This window comes from Psychrobacter sp., from assembly GCF_030457785.1.
Classification (GTDB): domain Bacteria; phylum Pseudomonadota; class Gammaproteobacteria; order Pseudomonadales; family Moraxellaceae; genus Psychrobacter.
On the sequence record NZ_JAKDUI010000029.1, the window covers coordinates 1 to 16892 of the forward strand.

The following is a 16892-nucleotide window of genomic DNA, read 5'->3' on the forward strand; positions in this document are numbered from 1 at the left end:
CAAGTATGAGCATTACCTAAGAAACCCCTACCTCTAAGGTAGTGGGTAGTTCATAGTCTTTATCTTAGCTTTGTTTATTCAGGAGAAAGGTTAGTCCGGACGATCATCGTAATCACTACCCATCTTGCCATCACTGAAGATTTCAGAGAAGTTACGCTCGTTGTCTTCGTCGATATGACCATCAAATACATCTTTAGTACCAGCGTTCGCGTCATTGTAGATAGCAACATCCATTTTGCCTTCAGATTTTGCCACGATAGTCGTTACGGCAGCATCACTACCGACGTTAACGGCAGTACGTAACATATCAAGCAAGCGGTCAACACCCAAGATCAAGCCAATACCTTCGATAGGTAAGCCAACTTGTGCAAATACCATTGAAAGCATGATCAGACCCACACCCGGTACACCAGCAGTACCAATCGACGCCAATACTGACATTAAAATAACGGTCAAGTACTCAGTGACACCCAGGTCAATACCATACAAGTTTGCGATAAAGATCGTCGCTGTCCCTTGCATGATTGCTGTACCATCCATGTTGATAGTTGCACCAAAAGGAACGGTAAATGAGGCAACAGAGTTGTTTACACCCATGCGTTTCGTGACGGTGCGTAAGGTCACTGGGATGGTTGCGTTTGAGCTTGATGTACTGAATGCGAATATCTGAACTTCACGCATCTTGGCTAAGAAAGTCTTGATTGATAATCCTGAGAAAAGCTTCAAAACAATCATCATGGTAACGAAGAAATGGAAAGCCAATGAGCCAACCAATACGGCCACATAACCAAATAGTGAGACAATTAAGTCCAAACCAAGCTCAGACATTGCTTTGGTTAGTAGTGCGAATACACCGTAAGGTGCTAGGTTCATAATGATGGTTACCATTTTTAGGATAACTTCATTAATCAGCTCTAAGCTTTGCACCAAGCCTTTTGCTGGTTTACCAACCATCAAGATACTAATACCAATCAATACTGCGAAGAAAATAATCGACAGCATATCGCCATTCGCCATGGCACTAATAGGGTTGGAAGGTACAATGTTTGAGAAAACATCCAGTAAAGGTGGCGCTTCTTTTGATTCAAAGCTGGTATCAGATACTAAGTCCATACCTTTACCAATACCAAATAATGAGCCCAGACCGATTGCCGTTGCAATCGCCAAAGCAGTGGTCATCATATAGATTAGAAAAGTTTTGGTACCGATGCGACCAAGCAAACGAATATCGCCAATACCACAAACCCCACAAATCAATGAGATAAGAACCAATGGTACGACGAGCATTTTTAGTGAGTTGACGAATAACTTACCGACAATGGCAAGGAATCCATTAATGATATATGTATCAATGAAGCCGCCTTCGGCGTTCAGTCCTGCATAATTTATAAATAGCCCTAGGACGATACCTAAAAGCATGGCAATCAAAATCTTGCCTGTCAGTCCCATATTTTTCCACATAAGCTCTACCCTTTTGTTCGCAGTGTTAGGTGATACCCTACCAAACCAATGCGTTGATGATTACTATCGCTGGCCCTTATATTCTGACTTCCAAAAAATAATTCGGTCGTTTTTATATTAGGTTTTTGGACAATATAAAATAATTGTTATGGTTGCTGCAAGATTTTTCTATATTATATGGTGGCGTACGAATGAAAAGGGTGGCGACAAATCTTGTCTGTAAGTTTTGATTCCAAAAAAAAGACCGTCTACATCGACGGTCTTTTTTCGTTTGGTGCTAGCAAGCGCTAGCCATTTCTTTTGTCAGAACGACTATCGTCAATACGGTCACGAATATCTGAATCTGAGTCCTTATGATTTAGATCATCATGTCGCTCGTCGCCAGTCATATGAGCTTGCTTTGTGTGATTGTTTGCGCCCGTTAGGTCTTCCGTACCCTTTGCGCTATCAATTTTATCAAAGCTTGCAACGGTATCAGAGGCTGTAGCGCCTTTAGTACTATCAGTGCTGTGATTGTCAGTGCTGTGATTGTGGCTCATCCGCTCGTTGAGATAGGATTCTGCATCTCGGTGACGATGATCTAGCGCTTGTTCATCAGGGTTAGAGTCGTCAAAGTCGGTCTGCGTGCGTGATTCTTTCACAGTATCCTGCTCAGCCACCATTTCTGCATCACCGTCATCTTCGTAACCGTGGTTGGGGTTGGCGCCCCCAGTTTGTTGTTCTGTATTTGTAGGTATGTTTGCGTCATCACTCGCAGCCTTTGTATCAGCCACGATACCGTTTCTGGTCTGCGCTTCGCTTTTTATCTGCGCATAATTGGTCAGTTGGTGAACTGCGTTTTCAATGCTATGAGGGTTAGGGCGGTCTTGAGCTTTTAATAGATTTTTATCGAAGACATCCGTCAACAGTGAGTCGAAGCGTATGGCGTTGTATTGAATGAGAACCTCTGCTTCTTCTTCAGTGATATCACCGTTTTGGCTGGCATAGACGACATGATCCTCAAAACTGAGCCCTTCAAAGCTGTCTTTGTGCTCAGCTTTTTTAAACTTCTGCCATAATGGTTCGATGCCACGAAGCGTTTGGTAAGCGAATTCCATACGTCCTGTCACGTCGTCCTCTTCGGTGTTGTAATAAATCACCGTTTTTAGATAGTCGCGGAAAGGGTTTGCCTCAAAGTCTTCCATAAAGGTATCACCCAGTCTACGCTTGAGCTCATCACTCGGCGGTGTGAAAATCCGACCACTAGGAAAGGTGACAAAGCTCACCAAGCGAGCTGCTAGGCGATTTGGGAAGTTATCAAAGAATGACTGGAATGCTTCTTGAATCGTGTAAAGGCTATTTTGTAACGCTACTTCAGCATGCAAACGTTCAGCATCTGATTTGCTGCCATTTTCATAAAACTGCAAGATAGCAGTCGAGATAAACAAGTGACTGTGGATATCGGCTAAGCGACCAGACAGCACCTCTTTACGTTTCAAGTCACCAGCGAGCAGTCCAAGCGCCATATCTGCGGTCAAAGCAAAACCAGCACTCAAGCGGTTTATGTGTTTGTAATAAGGACGACTAAAGCCATCAGCAAAACTCGGTGCTTTGTTACTACCGCCGACGTAGCCTGCGACAAACGCTTTGGCACCACGATTGAAGGTATAGCCTAAATGTTTAAAGAACAGAGTGTCGAATTCTTGTGTCGCTTTTTTCTTATCTTCGCTTTGTAGTAACTGCAGCTCATCAAAGAGGTATGGGTGGCAACGCATTGCGCCTTGACCAAAGATCATTAATGAGCGCGTTAGGATGTTTGCGCCTTCGACGGTGATGGAAACTGGAATCGCTTGATAGGGTACTGCCAAAAAGTTCCTAGGCCCCATCTGTACTGCACGACCACCAACGACATCCATCCCGTCATTGACCACGCTACGCATGGTTTCGGTCGCATAGTACTTTGCCATGGCTGTCATGACCGATGGCGTGCCGCCTTGGTTTAGTCCGCATGTGACCAGATGGCGGAAGGCTTCTAGCATATAGGTGTTGCTCGCCATACGGCTAGTGGCGTCTTGTACACCTTCGAACTTACCAACGGATATTTTGAACTGTTCACGTACTTTGGCAAAAGCACCAACGGATAGATAAGTCATCTCGCTGGCTGAGGTCGATAGAGCTGGCAAGGAGATGCCGCGACCAACGCCCAAGCACTCCATCAGCATACGCCAACCGCGACCAGCGTTTTCGACGCCACCGATGATGTAATCTAGTGGGATAAAGACGTCTTTGCCGTCGACTGTACCATTCATAAATGGCGAGCCGATAGGGTTATGGCGTGGTCCTATGATGACGCCCTGATGGCTGGCAGGTACGAGCGCACAGGTGATGCCGTAATCCGTCTTTTCAAGATCACCGAGCAGACCTTCTGGATCATGCATTTTAAATGCCAAGCCCACGACAGTCGCGACAGGCGCTAATGTAATCCAGCGTTTGGAGAAGTTCATGCGCAGGCCAAGCACTTGCTCGCCTTTATGTATTCCGTAGCAAACCACGCCTGTATCAGGAATCGCGCCAGCATCAGAACCAGCCTCAGGGCCGGTCAAACCAAAGCAAGGTATCTCATCGCCATTGGCCAGACCTGGTAACCAGTGCTGCTTCTGCTCTTCTGTACCATAGTGCATCAGTAGCTCACCAGGACCGAGCGAGTTTGGCACCATACATGTCACCGCTGCTGTCGGCGAGCGCGAAGCGATTTTGCTCATGACGCGGCTTTGAGCGTAAGAGCTAAATGCCAATCCACCAAACTCTTTTGGAATGATTAAACCTAAAAAGCCGTTGGCCTTAATAAACCGCCAAGCTTCTGGTGACAGCTCTTTGTCTTTATGTTGAATTTTCCACTCATCAAGCATCGCACAGAGCGTTTCTACTTCATTATCGATGAAGCTTTGTTCTTCTTCTGACAGTTCTGGATAAGGGTATTCAGCAAATGCCTCCCAATTTGGCGCGCCCATGAAGAGCTCTTTTTCCCACCAACTAGTGCCAGCGTCAAGCGCTTCGCGCTCCGTGTCACTCATACTTGGCATAGCACCACCCAAAGCCTTGTACACGGGTTTGGTGATTAGTGATTGGCGGATAGGATCAATGAGCAGCACCAAGCAAATCAGTGCTATTGGTACTCCCAAAATGAGTGACCATGGACTGATGATGGCGGTAACAATGATAGTGACCAGCGCCACAATGCTGCCAGTAACTCGCGATAAAGCCAATAAAAAGATGGTTAAAACCATGGCTAATTGAATGAGAACTGCCAAAATAAATAAGCCAATTGCCATGACTGTCTCCTTTATAATATTTGTGTGGTGCTATATCAAAGCGTGCAACTGCATGATATGGGAAGCGCTAAATTGAGTGTGGAAAGCGCTAAACTAAACATGGGAAGCGCTAAATTGAGCCAGATGAGTTATTATTCTGTGTGGTGCTCGACTCTTGGTTGTTTAGTTTACAGCGATGGTGCACGATAAACAAAAGTAAAAAACAAAACTAGCCACCAATATGAAACAGTCAGTGACAACTATCAAGCGCTAAAGTGCTACGCTGTGTCGATAATATGTATCATAACTCATATTTGATTGTGTTTTTATTCGCTTGCGAAGACAGTAAAAATCCGTCATCAGTTAAAAGGAGCTAGGCAGCGTTCGGCATAGGATAGAGTGTCATTTCGACCAACGATAATGTGGTCGACCAGTGCGATGTCCAACAAGTCACAGGCTTTTTTTAACTCATAGGTGAGTAGATTGTCCGCAGTCGATGGTTTGGCGTCAGTGTGAGGGTGGTTGTGGGCGATGATTAATTGGCTGGCAGCGTGATTCAGAGCGTGACGAAGGACGTGCTTGATACAAACTGAGCATGATGAGATGCCACCAGTAAAGAGTATCTCAAAATTCAGCAAGTTGAGCGCATTGTCTAGGCAGAGTGCCGCAAACACTTCGCGAGACTCACCACGCAACTGAGTAGCGATATAGTCTTTGACCATTTGCGAATGCCCAAGTGCTTGACCAGTTTTGAGCTGACTGTCTAAATAGCGCCTACCCATCTCCAGTGATGCCAAAATCTGCGCATATTTAGCAGGGCCAATACCATGGCAGGCGAGCACGGTTTCTTTTGGGGCGGCCAATAACTCTGCCAAACTACCAAACTTGTCAATCAAATGACGAGCCAGCTCAATCGCTGATTGTGACTGAGTACCCGTGCGCAGAAATATCGCTAATATCTCAGCATCAGACAGCCGAGAAGCCCCCAGCTTTAATAGCTTTTCACGGGGTCGGTCATCTTCGTGCCAGTCTTTGATGGCCATTGCCACTCCTTGAGAAGTCATCCTTTTGAGAGGTGCGTTTATAGATAAGTCGAATAAATGTGGGAATTCTTACCCAATTTATCTCATAATTGTTACTATAAGTGCAATTTTATCTTATCACTTTTTTATTGTTGCCATGCTTATGTCCAATATCGTGCTTGCCATTACCGGCGGTATCGCCGCTTATAAATCTGCTATCTTTGCTCGCTTGCTTGTAAAAGCAGGCTTTGATGTGCGTGTCATCATGACCACAGGCGCACAAGCATTCATCACTCCTTTGACTTTGCAGGCATTGACTGGCAACGAGGTGCATATCTCATTGCTCGATGAGCAAGCCGAGGCAGGCATGGGGCACATTGAGCTGGCAAAATGGGCTGATTTAGTCGTTATTGCACCGGCATCTGCCAATACGTTGGCGCGTCTGGCAATGGGTATGGCGGATGATTTACTGACGACTGTATGCCTAGCGACGACAGCGCCCGTCATTATCGCTCCCGCGATGAATCAGCAGATGTGGGCACATCCAGCGGTCAATCTTAATGTCCAGACGTTGGTAGATATGGACTATCAGATGATACAGCCGGATAGCGGTGAGCAAGCATGCGGCGATGTGGGAGCAGGTAGATTGCCTGAGCCTGAGCAGTTATTGGCTGAAGTGTTGCTTTTCAAGGCGATGCAAACCACGCCTCAGCTGCTATCAGGTAAGAGGGTGGTCATCACGGCAGGACCGACGGTAGAGGCGATCGATCCGGTACGCTATTTGTCCAATCACTCTTCGGGGAAAATGGGCTTTGCCCTAGCACGTGCTTGTGTGGCGGCTGGCGCAGAAGTTGTCTTGATCACAGGTGGTAAAGTGGCGCTGCCGACGCCGCTGAAAGTCACACGCATCGATGTATTGTCTGCTAAAGAGATGCTACTGGCGTCGCAGCAGTGCGTGGATGGTACGCATAGTGCGCTACAGCACGTACCGGAAGATGAACACGAACATGAACATCAGCACCATCATCACTCGCACGATCATGATCATCATCACCATGAGTACGAGCACGAAGATAACGCTGATGATAGCGTGAAAATGGCTGATATCTTTATTGCCACTGCAGCGGTCGCCGACTATCGTACCGAAGAAGCCGCTCCGCAAAAAATCAAAAAGACCCAAGAAGCGATGACATTGAGTTTGGTCAAAAATCCAGATATTTTAGCGACTATCTCGCTTGCTCACCCAGAGCTGTTTGTCGTTGGTTTTGCGGCAGAGACACAAGATGTCGAACACTATGCACGTGGCAAGTTGGTGACGAAAAACCTAGATTTGATCGCTTGCAATGATGTTTCAAGAGCAGATATTGGTTTTGCTAGTGATGATAATGCCATGCAGGTGTTTTTCTCGGAGCGATATGAGCATGACAGCATTACCCTAGAAAAAGCGAGCAAAGATGATATCGCTAAGCAGTTGGCAAGCATCATTGGCGAAGCAATTTGGCAACGACACAATGCCTAGCCTTGTCCTCATCGCATTGGTCTATAGTTATCGTTTATAGGCACTTAATATAGGTGCTAATTTATAAGCATTTGTTATAGGTACTATTTATAAGCACTACTTATAAGCACTAATATTATAGGCACTAAAGATTATGACTAATATGATGGATGGCGACAGCACCCAGACGTTATTACTGGTTGCAATCTTTGCATTGGCATCTTTGCTGCATGGTATCAGTGGGCTAGGGGTGACGTTGGTGACGACGACAGCGCTCGCTAGTATGTATCCATTGACACATGCGATTGTTTTGACGATATTCCCATCACTGCTGCTCAATATGATGACGTGGCTGGCAGGCGGTGGTCGCAGTATTTGGCAAAACTTTATTTATTATGGCAAGCGTTATTGGTTATTAGCATTGACCAGTTTGCTTGGAAGTATTCTAGGCGCAAAGCTCTTACTATGGGTCGATAGCGCTTATATTTTATTGCTATTGGCAGTAGTGATTGGTTTTTATGTCATCAGCAGTTTACTTGGTAAGCAGATTCGCCTGCCAGACACCAAGCCTGTTTTGATAGTTGTTGGTTTTAGTGCGGGTGTTATTGGTGGCTCGACCAATGCGATGTCTACGATATTGATGATGTATTTGTTGTCTGCCAGTGATGATAAAAACACCATCGCCAAAGTCGGTAACATGTGTTATTTTTTGGGAAAAATCGCCCAAATAATCGTCCTGCGTGAGCCTATTATGGCGCTTAGCACTGGTGAATGGCAGCTGGTTGCTGTGCTGAGTGTGTTATCCGTCGCTGCGCTGCTCGTCGGTATCCGCTTACGTCGTTACCTGCCGCAATCTCGCTTTCGTCAGCTTATTTTATTGATTTTGACCGTGCTTGGTATTCGTGTTGGTTGGCAAGGTGTTACGGCATTTTTCTAGCATGCTATGGTTCACTTCAAACGACAGCACAATCAGCGATTAAAGATATTCAATAAAATGCTAGCAACGATACTGATCACTATCATAGTGACAATAGGAAAATACACCCGAGTATTGCCTGATGTATGTTTGATATCTCCTGGTAGGTTGCCTATCCACGAGAACGCGTTGGGAAATATCAGCCAGATAACGCCTATCGCAATCAATACAACGCCAACGCCAATCAATATCTTTGCCATACAAAAACCCCTCCATTCTGTCGGTTGATTACGTCAATATGCTGATGATGTGAGGTTTTTTGGTTATCAAGGCGTTTTATATATTATCCATTAATGTCACTAAAATACATTTTTTGGGCTAGACGAAAAGTATTACAGTGTGCCTCGACCACATCTTCGATGTCCTCAGAATAACCACCACCCATGACGATAGCGATTGGAATGCTAGCCGCTTTTGCTTGCTGCAACACATATTCATCCCGTGTTTTGCAACCTGCTAGCGTCAAACCCAGCTTACCCAGTTTGTCCGTCGCCAATACATCTACAGCGGATTGATAAAATATCATATCTGGTGCGACTTCGCTGATGAGGCGTGGTAGCGCCTCTTTTAGGATTTGTAAGTATTCAGCATCGCCTGTGTCGTTGGTGAGTTCGATATCCAAATCTGAGGTTTCTTTGCGAAAGGGATAGTTTTTGGCGCCATGCATGCTGAATACAAAAACGCGTGGCTCATCTGCCATGATGCTGGCATTTCCATTGCCTTGATGGACGTCCAAGTCAACCACTAGAATTTTTTGTGCTTGGTTGCGGTTGAGTAATAAATTACTGGCGATACAGACGTCGTTGAAGACGCAAAATCCTTCGCCATGATCGGCAAATGAATGATGAGTTCCGCCAGCCACGTTCATTGCCACGCCATATTGCTGTGCATATAACGCACACTCATAAGTCGCATGGGCGATGTGGCGGCCACGCTCTACTAAGGCTTCAGTCATCTCAAACCCGATGGGGCGTGCTTCTTTTCGCGGCAATGTTTGGGTCTTGAGTTTGTGCCAGTAATCTTGAGTATGGGTGGTTAATATCTCTTCTTCGGTCAGCCGTTCCGGCGCAAAAAAGTTGTGAGTGGTGATGGTTCCTTCCGCCAACAGACGTTCAGGAATCATCGTATATTTTTGCATGGGAAAGCGATGTTTATCAGGGACGGAATAACGAAAGATATCGGAGTAAGCAATTTTTAACATAGGCTCAGTAGTGTTTGTCATGAAGTGTCTTGGAATGTAATAAAGTACTGTCAAATACAGCTTGTTTTCGTAGTTTTGAGGAAGCTAACAACAGACGATACTAGCCTCTGCTAATTAGTCTCTGCTATTACGCTAAAACCCATTTCAGCGTGCTTATTGAAAGGCTTGTGTCGGCAAAAAGAACGTTCGTGAGTCTGCTTGTTGGCGTAGATCTGCCAGTAAGCTTGGCATGTCTTCAGCAGGATTTTGATTATTGATTAGGTCACTAAACAGCTCATGAGTAACCGTGGTCATGGCAAGCACGCTCTGTATCAGATGTTCGATGATATCGTCATTAATACCAACTGCTTCGACATCAATGGCGTGTTTGTAGCGTATTTCACCATCATTAATATCCATTTCTAAGTTGCCAATCAGCATGTCGTAATTAATTTGAGTAATCAGCAGTATCGCTGCGTTTTGATGACTTTCTGGTATCAAAAATGGCAAGATTCCATAAACAGCCAGCAGCCGGTTGCCTTCCTGCGCTCGAAACAAATAACCACAGTTGAGTTGTTTGTGACATATCCTAAGTGATAAATGATGCGACTGTTGGCCGTCGTTATTATTAGGGCGATAGTGAGTATGATTCCAATTTCTATCATTAAAGTATGTTTTTAGACAGTCGACAATGGCAGTGCTGTCTTGATTATGCGATTTAGTTTTTTGAGCAGGCGTGCTGGTTGAAGTGTGTTTGCTGTTGCTGGCCTCATTAGGCACATCTGCGGTTTTCTTGCGACAAGCTTGCTTATGTCCTATTTCACGATTCAGCTCAGCGTCAATCACTGACTCAGACAGGTTTGGCGTCGGCCCGGCATTACCGACGACCGATTTTGGCGCAGGAGATGTCAGTAGTCGTTTGAGCTTTTGCCACCAGCTAAGTTTGTTTCGTTGACTCATAATATTGCATTGATCAGTTAGTAATTGTTGAATGCATCGAGGGGTATGTTGACAGGTGCATTGCATATTGATAGATACACTGTCAGGCGCTTAGTATAGGTATTATCTGTCCCACCTAGAGCGTGTCGTCAATTAACACATTTAATCATTTAGAGACCTTAAAGTGGCTAAATTTTGCTACTCGTATTCACAAGATTCTTTCCTTGATTAGCGTCAATTTATCTCATTTTAAGTCTCACTGTTTAAATGATGGTATGCCCTAGTTTCAGAACAAAAACAGGTTGCTGATATAATTTTACTTGGCTGTTGTGCCCGAATAGACCCTATTTCTAGCAGGTCCTATTTATAGTTAAGCTATCAAAAAATTTTTATTTAGTCTCAGGCTATCTCAAGCCAAGCCCTTCTTGTATATCAGGCTGTTCATAAAACGCTTTTAGCATCTCCCGAGTATGTGCGGTAAACCATGGGCTGTCCAGTGCGTCTTGCACGATTGGTACTAAACTCGTGCTTAGTTGAGTCATCGCTTGCTCATCGATATATAAGCTCGCTGCTACCGTCGCGATGGTATCTGTCTGGTGGTTGCTATACCATGTGTTGATGCTTGCTGTCACCAGGGTGTGTAGGTAAGGCGACACGCGCAGGCGGTTGTAGCTTTGTTGGATGCTGGCTTCTATATGATCGATACTGCTATTATCAGGCTCGTCGTTTAGATAGGTTTGTATTTCGCTGATCGGCTGATCTTTGATTCGTGACCAGCCTGTGACTAATAGCCGCGCCACTTCTTCATTTGACAAATGTGCTTGGGCATTGGCTTCTGCGCGGCGAGTCAAGTCTTTAATGTTGCGATGCAAGTATGTTTGCAGTTTTTCGTCAAGGTTTCTATTGGTTGCTTTTTCAAAAGAGCTGCGCCCAAGTTTCATGAGTTTACCAACGCCGCCTGCTTTTTCTAGCGTGGTCTCCATAAAGTCGTTTATAGCGTGGTACAGCGTCTGCGTCAGCAAGTCCGCAAAGGCTTCATTGCCGACCAGTGTATGAATCAAAATATTACGCTGCTGCTCATGACTGCCCACGTAGTTGGCCAGCGTCGCAACCTGAGTATCGTCAATCAGCTCGGACAATGGCACGTCGTCGTTGACTGGATGATAAATGACAGTGTGCAAAATATCACGGATATCAGTACGCATGACTTCGCTCATCGGTTGGCTCAGCAGCCAATCCGTCACGAGGTGTTGCACATCGTCGCTACTGATGTATTTATGCAGTGGTTGCTCACTAAACCATTGCCAAGCCTCTATGCTAAGTGGCTGTGCCTGCTTGCGTAACCATTGCTGCATAAAAGCAACTTGAGCGTCGATTAGGCTGTGTATCGTGAGGTTTGCACTTGTTACGTGGGTATTAGGTTGAGCAGCTGACGCGTGGTTATGAGTTTTTGGTTCGTCCGCTACTGAGTTTTGAGTGTCTGTCGTTTGGTTATCTTTCGAAGTTTGCATAGGTTTTGAAGTCATAGTAATGGGCAATTTGTTATACTGTGTGGTTGTAGTCAAGCCAACATTATAATTGTGCGGTTAGCGGCGTCAGACTGGATTACAGCGTGTTAATAGGTTTTATTTTACTTTATGCTGTAGTCTACTGTATATAACACTTGAGCATATCACCAATTAGTAACAGGTAACCATTCAGTGGTTTTAACATGGTTTTTTTTGTTACTTAAGCTTGATGCATGGTATAAGCATAAAACATTATGCCACGAACGCTACTTGTGTTCGTCGTCAATATGGGTTGCGGTTTCATAAACAAAAGAGGTTTCGATGACGGCTTTGAATACAGCCTTACTTGCGCTCGATGAGTTGACGGTTCAGCGTGGTGAAATACCGTTATGTGAAGGGGTGACGCTCAATTTATCTGCTGGTGGTATCTGTCATCTCATTGGTGCTAACGGTACAGGAAAAACGACGTTACTCATGCAGTTGGCGGGTTTGTTGCCGATATTGACAGGTCAGATTTACTATCGGGGCGAGTCCAGCTTACCGGCTCGACCTTTATATGTCTCGCATCAGTTAGGTATTCATCCCAACCTCACTGTCGCGCAAAACTTGACGTTTTTGCTAAATTTATATGGCATTACGCCAAGTGCTCATGATATCGACGACGCCCTCACTTGGGTAGGATTGCAAGGCTTTGAGACGATTAGCTCAAGCCATCTCTCGGCAGGGCAAACGCGCCGTATCACACTGGCGCGGCTGTATTTACTGACCGCTGATATCACACCTTTATGGTTGCTTGATGAGCCTTTTACTGCGCTTGATGTCGATATGGTCGCGCGTATGGAGGATCGGCTGTGTGATTTTGCTGCGGCTGGAGGTTCCATATTGATGACCAGTCATCAGGCTGTCGGTGTTGCCAATCAACAGCTCGATTTGTCAGACTACATGGTTTAATCAAGCGCTAGGGCTTAATCGAGAGCCAAAGAAAATAAAGATAAGTGATGATATCAGGCTCGCTGTATCGAGTAAGCATATACATCGACATGATAAGCGTGAGACGTATCAGTGAAAGGACGGATAATGACAGACAAGTCATGGCAAGACAGCCCGGCACAAATGGCACATAAAAGCTCACAAGTGATGGCAGCGGCTGCGCATGATATCAGCTTTGTGCAGTTGTGGCAGCGCGAGTGGCAAGTGAAGCAGCAAGGTGCCGTGCAGTGGTTATATCCTTTGGTGCTATTTTTAGTCATTATTACCTTGTTCCCATTGGCCGTAGGTAGCGAGCCTGCGCTACTGCAACGCCTTGGGGTTTCGGCCGTATGGATTGCTGCGTTACTGTCACTAGTGATGGGTGTTGATGGTTTGTTTAAGCCAGCGCTTGATAACGGTACGTTGGCGCAGTTGGTCGTCGCAAAAGCATCACTATCGTTATGGGTGCTTATCCGTTTGGTTATTCACTGGGTTTTTAGCAGTGGCATCGTGGCTGTGCTCAGTTTGCTCGCTGTGCCGTTATTTCAGCTCAGTTGGTTTGAAGCCGGGATATTAATGGCATCTATTGTGACGGGTAGTCCCATGCTGTTGATGCTCTCAGCGGTTGCTAGTAGTTTGACGCTATCATTAAAAAATGGCGCGGTATTGGTGCCTTTGATCGCTCTGCCGATGCAGTTGCCGGTACTGATTTTTGCTACTGGAGCGGTTGATTTATTTGCCACAGGAATGAATGGGTTACCGATACTGGCGTTGTTATTGGCGGGAAGTATCGTTTCTGTCTTGGTCATGCCATGGGTGATTGCAATGACCTTAAAAATGTCTTGGTTGAACTAAAAATGAAGCAAGTCGCATGACGGCGACCTTGTATAACGGATTTGTATGAAGAGTCCTTATAAAAACCTTTGTCGTAACAGTGTGTTGAAAACAAGCAACTTTGCTATAATAGCCAATTAAGTATATCGACAGTTACTTGTAGATTTTATCCAGTGCTCAACGCCGGCAGGCTAGTAGGTAGTAGCGCACTCAACGCGCTGCTTCTAAAAACCATATGCTGTGCAAATAGGTTTATTCTCATGCCCAACCTGAAAAATGTCTCATCTCCTAGCCTTTGGCAGCGCATTTGGCAGGGCTTTTTGACCACTGTAGGTACCAAGCAGTTTTTTCGCATCTTTGCACCTTGGGTCAAGTGGTTAGCGATACTTGCCGGTATTTGTCTGCTGATTGGTAGTGTATGGGGACTGGCGTTTGCGCCGCCTGATTACCTACAGGGTAATAGCTATCGAATTATTTTTATTCATGTGCCAGCAGCCAGCATTGCCATTTCTATTTATTTTGCGCTTGCTATATTAGGCGTCATCTTTTTAGTATGGAAAATCAAGACAGCCAGTTTGGTGGCGCAAGCACTGGCACCAATGGGTTTCTTGCTTTGTGTGATTAGTTTGATTACAGGTTCTATCTGGGCAAAACCAACTTGGGGCACCTATTGGGTGTGGGATGCACGGCTGACGTCTATGCTGATTTTGGCGTTCTTGTACGCAGGTGTGATGGCGCTATTTGCTGCGTTTGAGCATACGGCCAACCGCGGTAAGGCGGCTGCTATTTTATCCATCGTTGGTGCGGTTAACCTACCTATTATTAAGTATTCTGTAGAGTGGTGGAACACCTTGCATCAAGGCGCGACGTTTACTTTGACGGCAGCGCCAAAAATGTCTGCAGATATGTGGATGCCGTTGTTGTTGATGGTTATTGGCACCTATTTGCTGGTGGCAACCTTGGCAATTTATCGTACCAATACCCTTATCCTGTATCGTGATCAAGGCAAAGCTTGGGTCAAAGAATACATTCGTGGTCAAAACAAATAACAGTTAGGAAAAGGTTATGCAGCCATACTTTTATAGCGTGTCTGAGTTTATCGCCATGGGTAAGCATGGTGTTTTTGTTTGGTCGTGTTGGGCCATTGCCGTTGGCGTTATGCTGGGTTTTGTTGTGTATAGTCGCAGACAGCGAAAAACGCTTATCAAACAGATGACCATTCAGCAAGCGCGCCAAGCGCAGCGCACAAGTAAAACGCCTAATTATAAAACTGGAAGCACACGTTAAAAGTATTTCAATATCATATACTTGTCTTGTTTATTTATACTTAGTTACCTAGCAGACATGTGACTGCAACAGTCGTCATAGCGCTTATTGATTTGCCTGAAAAGTGCTACCATATAGCAGTGAGAAAAGTACGACTAGAAAGATCCTTAGGGAGTCTTTCTATTTGGAATAGTCTTTTTAATGTTGGTTTCTTCAATACTTTTGTTTTATAGATCAATATAGCCGTTCCTAGATAACTTGGATGCTCATCGTGTGAGCGTACTACATAGGTAGGCTGAGCACGCTTGAAACGATATCCGTCGTAGATGGGCTTGATTAAAATTTGTAAGACAGCAACGCTTCAATAAGGTAGTAGTATGAACGCAGTTCGTCGCAAAAAACTGATGTGGGTTATGTTTACGCTTGCAGGCGCCGCCGTCGCTGTGGTGTTGGTGATTTACGCCATCGGGCAACAAACCGACTATTATTTTGATGCGACAGCTATCGCACAAGGTGAAGCTCCACAAGACAAGCGTATCCGCGCAGGTGGCATGGTCGTTTCGGGTAGCGTGCAGCGTGCTCCAGACAACCCTTTGAATGTTGAGTTTGCAATCACTGACTTTGAATCAACAGTACCAGTGACCTATCAAGGCATCTTGCCAGACTTGTTTGCTGAAAACTCGGGTATCGTCGCTACCGGTAAAATGCAGGGCGACACCTTTGTCGCTGGTGAAGTATTGGCAAAGCATGATGAAAACTACATGCCGCCAGAGGTTGCCAAGTCCATGAAAGAAAACAACCGAAACGGGGTCACACCAGAGTCTGAGCAATATAACCCAGCAGAGCCAGTTCATGAAACTCAGACGCTGCAACAGTAAGGTGGCATAAAAAGTGACAGGTAAAACTGATATTTAAAAACCGATACCTAGAAATCGACATACGCTGCACGTAAAAAATCGCCACTAAGAAATTAGCGGCGATTTTTTTATGGTAGAAATAAAGTTATATAAGTAAGAATGTTTAGATATAGGGCGCTCTGGACGCCATATCCGAAACAGATGCCCCAAACTCTAAATGAAAGCTCTTAGTCATCCCACACAGGACTGTAATCAGGGTGTTCGATTTTACGGCCATCACTACGTGCTAGACGGCCAATTTGCTCTAGCTCCTCGGCACTTAGCTGGACATTGATGGCGTCCAAGTTGCCCTGTAGGTGGTCAGGGTTAGCCGTTTTTGGGATAGCAACGCGGTCTTTATTTGATAAAATCCAAGCCAATGATATTTGAGCGGGTGTCACATTGTGCTTGTCAGCAATTTCTTTGATGGTATCATTTTCAAACACACCCCCACGCGCGAGTGGCGAGTATGCTTCCAATAAAATATGATGATTGTTCAAAAATTCTTGCAAAGTCTGTTGCTTGATAAACGGATGAAACTCAACTTGGTTGACGACAATTGGCACATCAGCGTATTTTTTGGCTTCAATGATATCGGTAATGTTAAAGTTAGAAACACCGATATGGCGTGTTAATCCTTGTTTTTGCAGCTCACATAATGCAGGAATGGTTTCAGACAGTGGCACGCGGTCGTCTGGCCAGTGCAATAGCAACAAGTCGACATAATCCGTGTCCAAATCTTCCAAAGAGCGTTTTGCAGCGGCTACCAACTTCTCAGGTTGGAACTTCATATCATCAGGGAAAATTTTCGTCGTTAAGAAGAATTTGTCACGCGCCACGCCTGACTGCTTGATGCCTTCGCCGACTTGCTTTTCGTTGCCATAAGCTTGCGCGGTGTCGATGTGCTCATAGCCCATTTGTAATGCTTGGCTGACGACGTCGACACAGTCTTGCTCGGTCGACTGCCAAGTACCCAATCCCAATACTGGAATATTGGCTTGCCCTGCAGTACGGATGTTATAAGTTTTAGTGCTCATATTATTATCCTTTTAT

14 protein-coding genes and 1 pseudogene are annotated in these 16892 nt (G+C 45.3%); 7 read left to right on the forward strand and 8 right to left on the reverse strand.

The window, feature by feature from the left end:
* Positions 1-90 precede the first annotated feature (90 nt).
* The 3 genes and pseudogenes from L0J61_RS02790 to radC form a co-directional block, all read right to left on the reverse strand.
* Positions 91-1461: a dicarboxylate/amino acid:cation symporter gene (locus tag L0J61_RS02790; RefSeq protein ID WP_301464796.1), complete on the reverse strand. Its 1371-nt coding sequence runs from the start codon at positions 1459-1461 to the stop codon at positions 91-93.
* 872 nt (positions 1462-2333) lie between these two features.
* Positions 2334-4772 (reverse strand): annotated as a pseudogene (locus L0J61_RS02795) (acyl-CoA dehydrogenase); the annotation flags it as partial.
* A gap of 338 nt (positions 4773-5110) precedes the next feature.
* The gene (gene radC, locus L0J61_RS02800; RefSeq protein ID WP_301464798.1) at positions 5111-5794 is read right to left on the reverse strand and encodes a DNA repair protein RadC; all 684 of its coding nucleotides are present in this window, start codon (positions 5792-5794) and stop codon (positions 5111-5113) included.
* Positions 5795-5936: 142 nt separating this feature from the next.
* Between radC and coaBC the strand changes: the two genes are divergently transcribed.
* A complete protein-coding gene (gene coaBC / locus L0J61_RS02805; protein ID WP_301464799.1) occupies positions 5937-7292 on the forward strand; it encodes a bifunctional phosphopantothenoylcysteine decarboxylase/phosphopantothenate--cysteine ligase CoaBC in 1356 nt (451 codons plus the stop codon).
* 133 nt (positions 7293-7425) lie between these two features.
* Positions 7426-8208, forward strand: coding sequence for a sulfite exporter TauE/SafE family protein (locus tag L0J61_RS02810; RefSeq protein ID WP_301464800.1), 783 nt, complete (start codon positions 7426-7428; stop codon positions 8206-8208).
* Between the two features lie 32 nt (positions 8209-8240).
* Here L0J61_RS02810 and L0J61_RS02815 read toward each other — a convergent pair whose 3' ends face one another.
* From L0J61_RS02815 to L0J61_RS02830, 4 genes are all read right to left on the reverse strand, one after another.
* Positions 8241-8447: a DUF2905 domain-containing protein gene (locus L0J61_RS02815; protein ID WP_301464801.1), complete on the reverse strand. Its 207-nt coding sequence runs from the start codon at positions 8445-8447 to the stop codon at positions 8241-8243.
* A gap of 83 nt (positions 8448-8530) precedes the next feature.
* Complete coding sequence (locus tag L0J61_RS02820) at positions 8531-9448, reverse strand: histone deacetylase (protein ID WP_301464809.1); 918 nt, start codon at positions 9446-9448, stop codon at positions 8531-8533.
* 153 nt (positions 9449-9601) lie between these two features.
* Entirely contained in the window at positions 9602-10387 is a 786-nt protein-coding gene (locus L0J61_RS02825) for a YbjN domain-containing protein (RefSeq protein ID WP_301464802.1), read from the reverse strand.
* Positions 10388-10770: 383 nt separating this feature from the next.
* On the reverse strand, positions 10771-11877 hold the full coding sequence (locus L0J61_RS02830; RefSeq protein ID WP_301464803.1) for a hypothetical protein: 1107 nt from the start codon (positions 11875-11877) through the stop codon (positions 10771-10773).
* A gap of 318 nt (positions 11878-12195) precedes the next feature.
* Between L0J61_RS02830 and ccmA the strand changes: the two genes are divergently transcribed.
* The 5 genes from ccmA to ccmE all read left to right on the forward strand — a co-directional run bounded on the left by ccmA (position 12196) and on the right by ccmE (position 15821).
* Positions 12196-12825, forward strand: a complete 630-nt coding sequence (ccmA, locus tag L0J61_RS02835; RefSeq protein ID WP_301464804.1) for a heme ABC exporter ATP-binding protein CcmA — start codon at positions 12196-12198, stop codon at positions 12823-12825.
* A gap of 186 nt (positions 12826-13011) precedes the next feature.
* On the forward strand, positions 13012-13698 hold the full coding sequence (locus tag L0J61_RS02840; RefSeq protein WP_301464810.1) for a heme exporter protein CcmB: 687 nt from the start codon (positions 13012-13014) through the stop codon (positions 13696-13698).
* Positions 13699-13937: 239 nt separating this feature from the next.
* Positions 13938-14726 (forward strand): heme ABC transporter permease CcmC, encoded by a 789-nt coding sequence (gene ccmC / locus L0J61_RS02845; RefSeq protein ID WP_301464805.1) that lies wholly within the window; start codon positions 13938-13940, stop codon positions 14724-14726.
* A gap of 16 nt (positions 14727-14742) precedes the next feature.
* Positions 14743-14964 carry a heme exporter protein CcmD gene (gene ccmD, locus L0J61_RS02850; RefSeq protein ID WP_301464806.1) on the forward strand — a complete coding sequence of 74 codons (222 nt, stop codon included), beginning with the start codon at positions 14743-14745 and terminating at the stop codon, positions 14962-14964.
* Between the two features lie 356 nt (positions 14965-15320).
* A complete protein-coding gene (ccmE, locus tag L0J61_RS02855; protein ID WP_301464807.1) occupies positions 15321-15821 on the forward strand; it encodes a cytochrome c maturation protein CcmE in 501 nt (166 codons plus the stop codon).
* 206 nt (positions 15822-16027) lie between these two features.
* On the opposite strand, the gene L0J61_RS02860 is transcribed toward ccmE, so the two are convergent.
* Positions 16028-16876, reverse strand: a complete 849-nt coding sequence (locus tag L0J61_RS02860) for an aldo/keto reductase (protein ID WP_301464808.1) — start codon at positions 16874-16876, stop codon at positions 16028-16030.
* Between the last annotated feature and the right edge of the window lie 16 nt (positions 16877-16892).

Coding starts and splice junctions, on each gene's coding strand:
- L0J61_RS02790 (WP_301464796.1), bottom strand. CDS start 1,461: ATGTGGAAAAATATGGGACTGACAGGCAAGATTTTGATTGCCATGCTT.
- radC (WP_301464798.1), bottom strand. CDS start 5,794: ATGGCCATCAAAGACTGGCACGAAGATGACCGACCCCGTGAAAAGCTA.
- coaBC (WP_301464799.1), top strand. CDS start 5,937: ATGTCCAATATCGTGCTTGCCATTACCGGCGGTATCGCCGCTTATAAA.
- L0J61_RS02810 (WP_301464800.1), top strand. CDS start 7,426: ATGACTAATATGATGGATGGCGACAGCACCCAGACGTTATTACTGGTT.
- L0J61_RS02815 (WP_301464801.1), bottom strand. CDS start 8,447: ATGGCAAAGATATTGATTGGCGTTGGCGTTGTATTGATTGCGATAGGC.
- L0J61_RS02820 (WP_301464809.1), bottom strand. CDS start 9,448: ATGTTAAAAATTGCTTACTCCGATATCTTTCGTTATTCCGTCCCTGAT.
- L0J61_RS02825 (WP_301464802.1), bottom strand. CDS start 10,387: ATGAGTCAACGAAACAAACTTAGCTGGTGGCAAAAGCTCAAACGACTA.
- L0J61_RS02830 (WP_301464803.1), bottom strand. CDS start 11,877: ATGCAAACTTCGAAAGATAACCAAACGACAGACACTCAAAACTCAGTA.
- ccmA (WP_301464804.1), top strand. CDS start 12,196: ATGACGGCTTTGAATACAGCCTTACTTGCGCTCGATGAGTTGACGGTT.
- L0J61_RS02840 (WP_301464810.1), top strand. CDS start 13,012: ATGGCAGCGGCTGCGCATGATATCAGCTTTGTGCAGTTGTGGCAGCGC.
- ccmC (WP_301464805.1), top strand. CDS start 13,938: ATGCCCAACCTGAAAAATGTCTCATCTCCTAGCCTTTGGCAGCGCATT.
- ccmD (WP_301464806.1), top strand. CDS start 14,743: ATGCAGCCATACTTTTATAGCGTGTCTGAGTTTATCGCCATGGGTAAG.
- ccmE (WP_301464807.1), top strand. CDS start 15,321: ATGAACGCAGTTCGTCGCAAAAAACTGATGTGGGTTATGTTTACGCTT.
- L0J61_RS02860 (WP_301464808.1), bottom strand. CDS start 16,876: ATGAGCACTAAAACTTATAACATCCGTACTGCAGGGCAAGCCAATATT.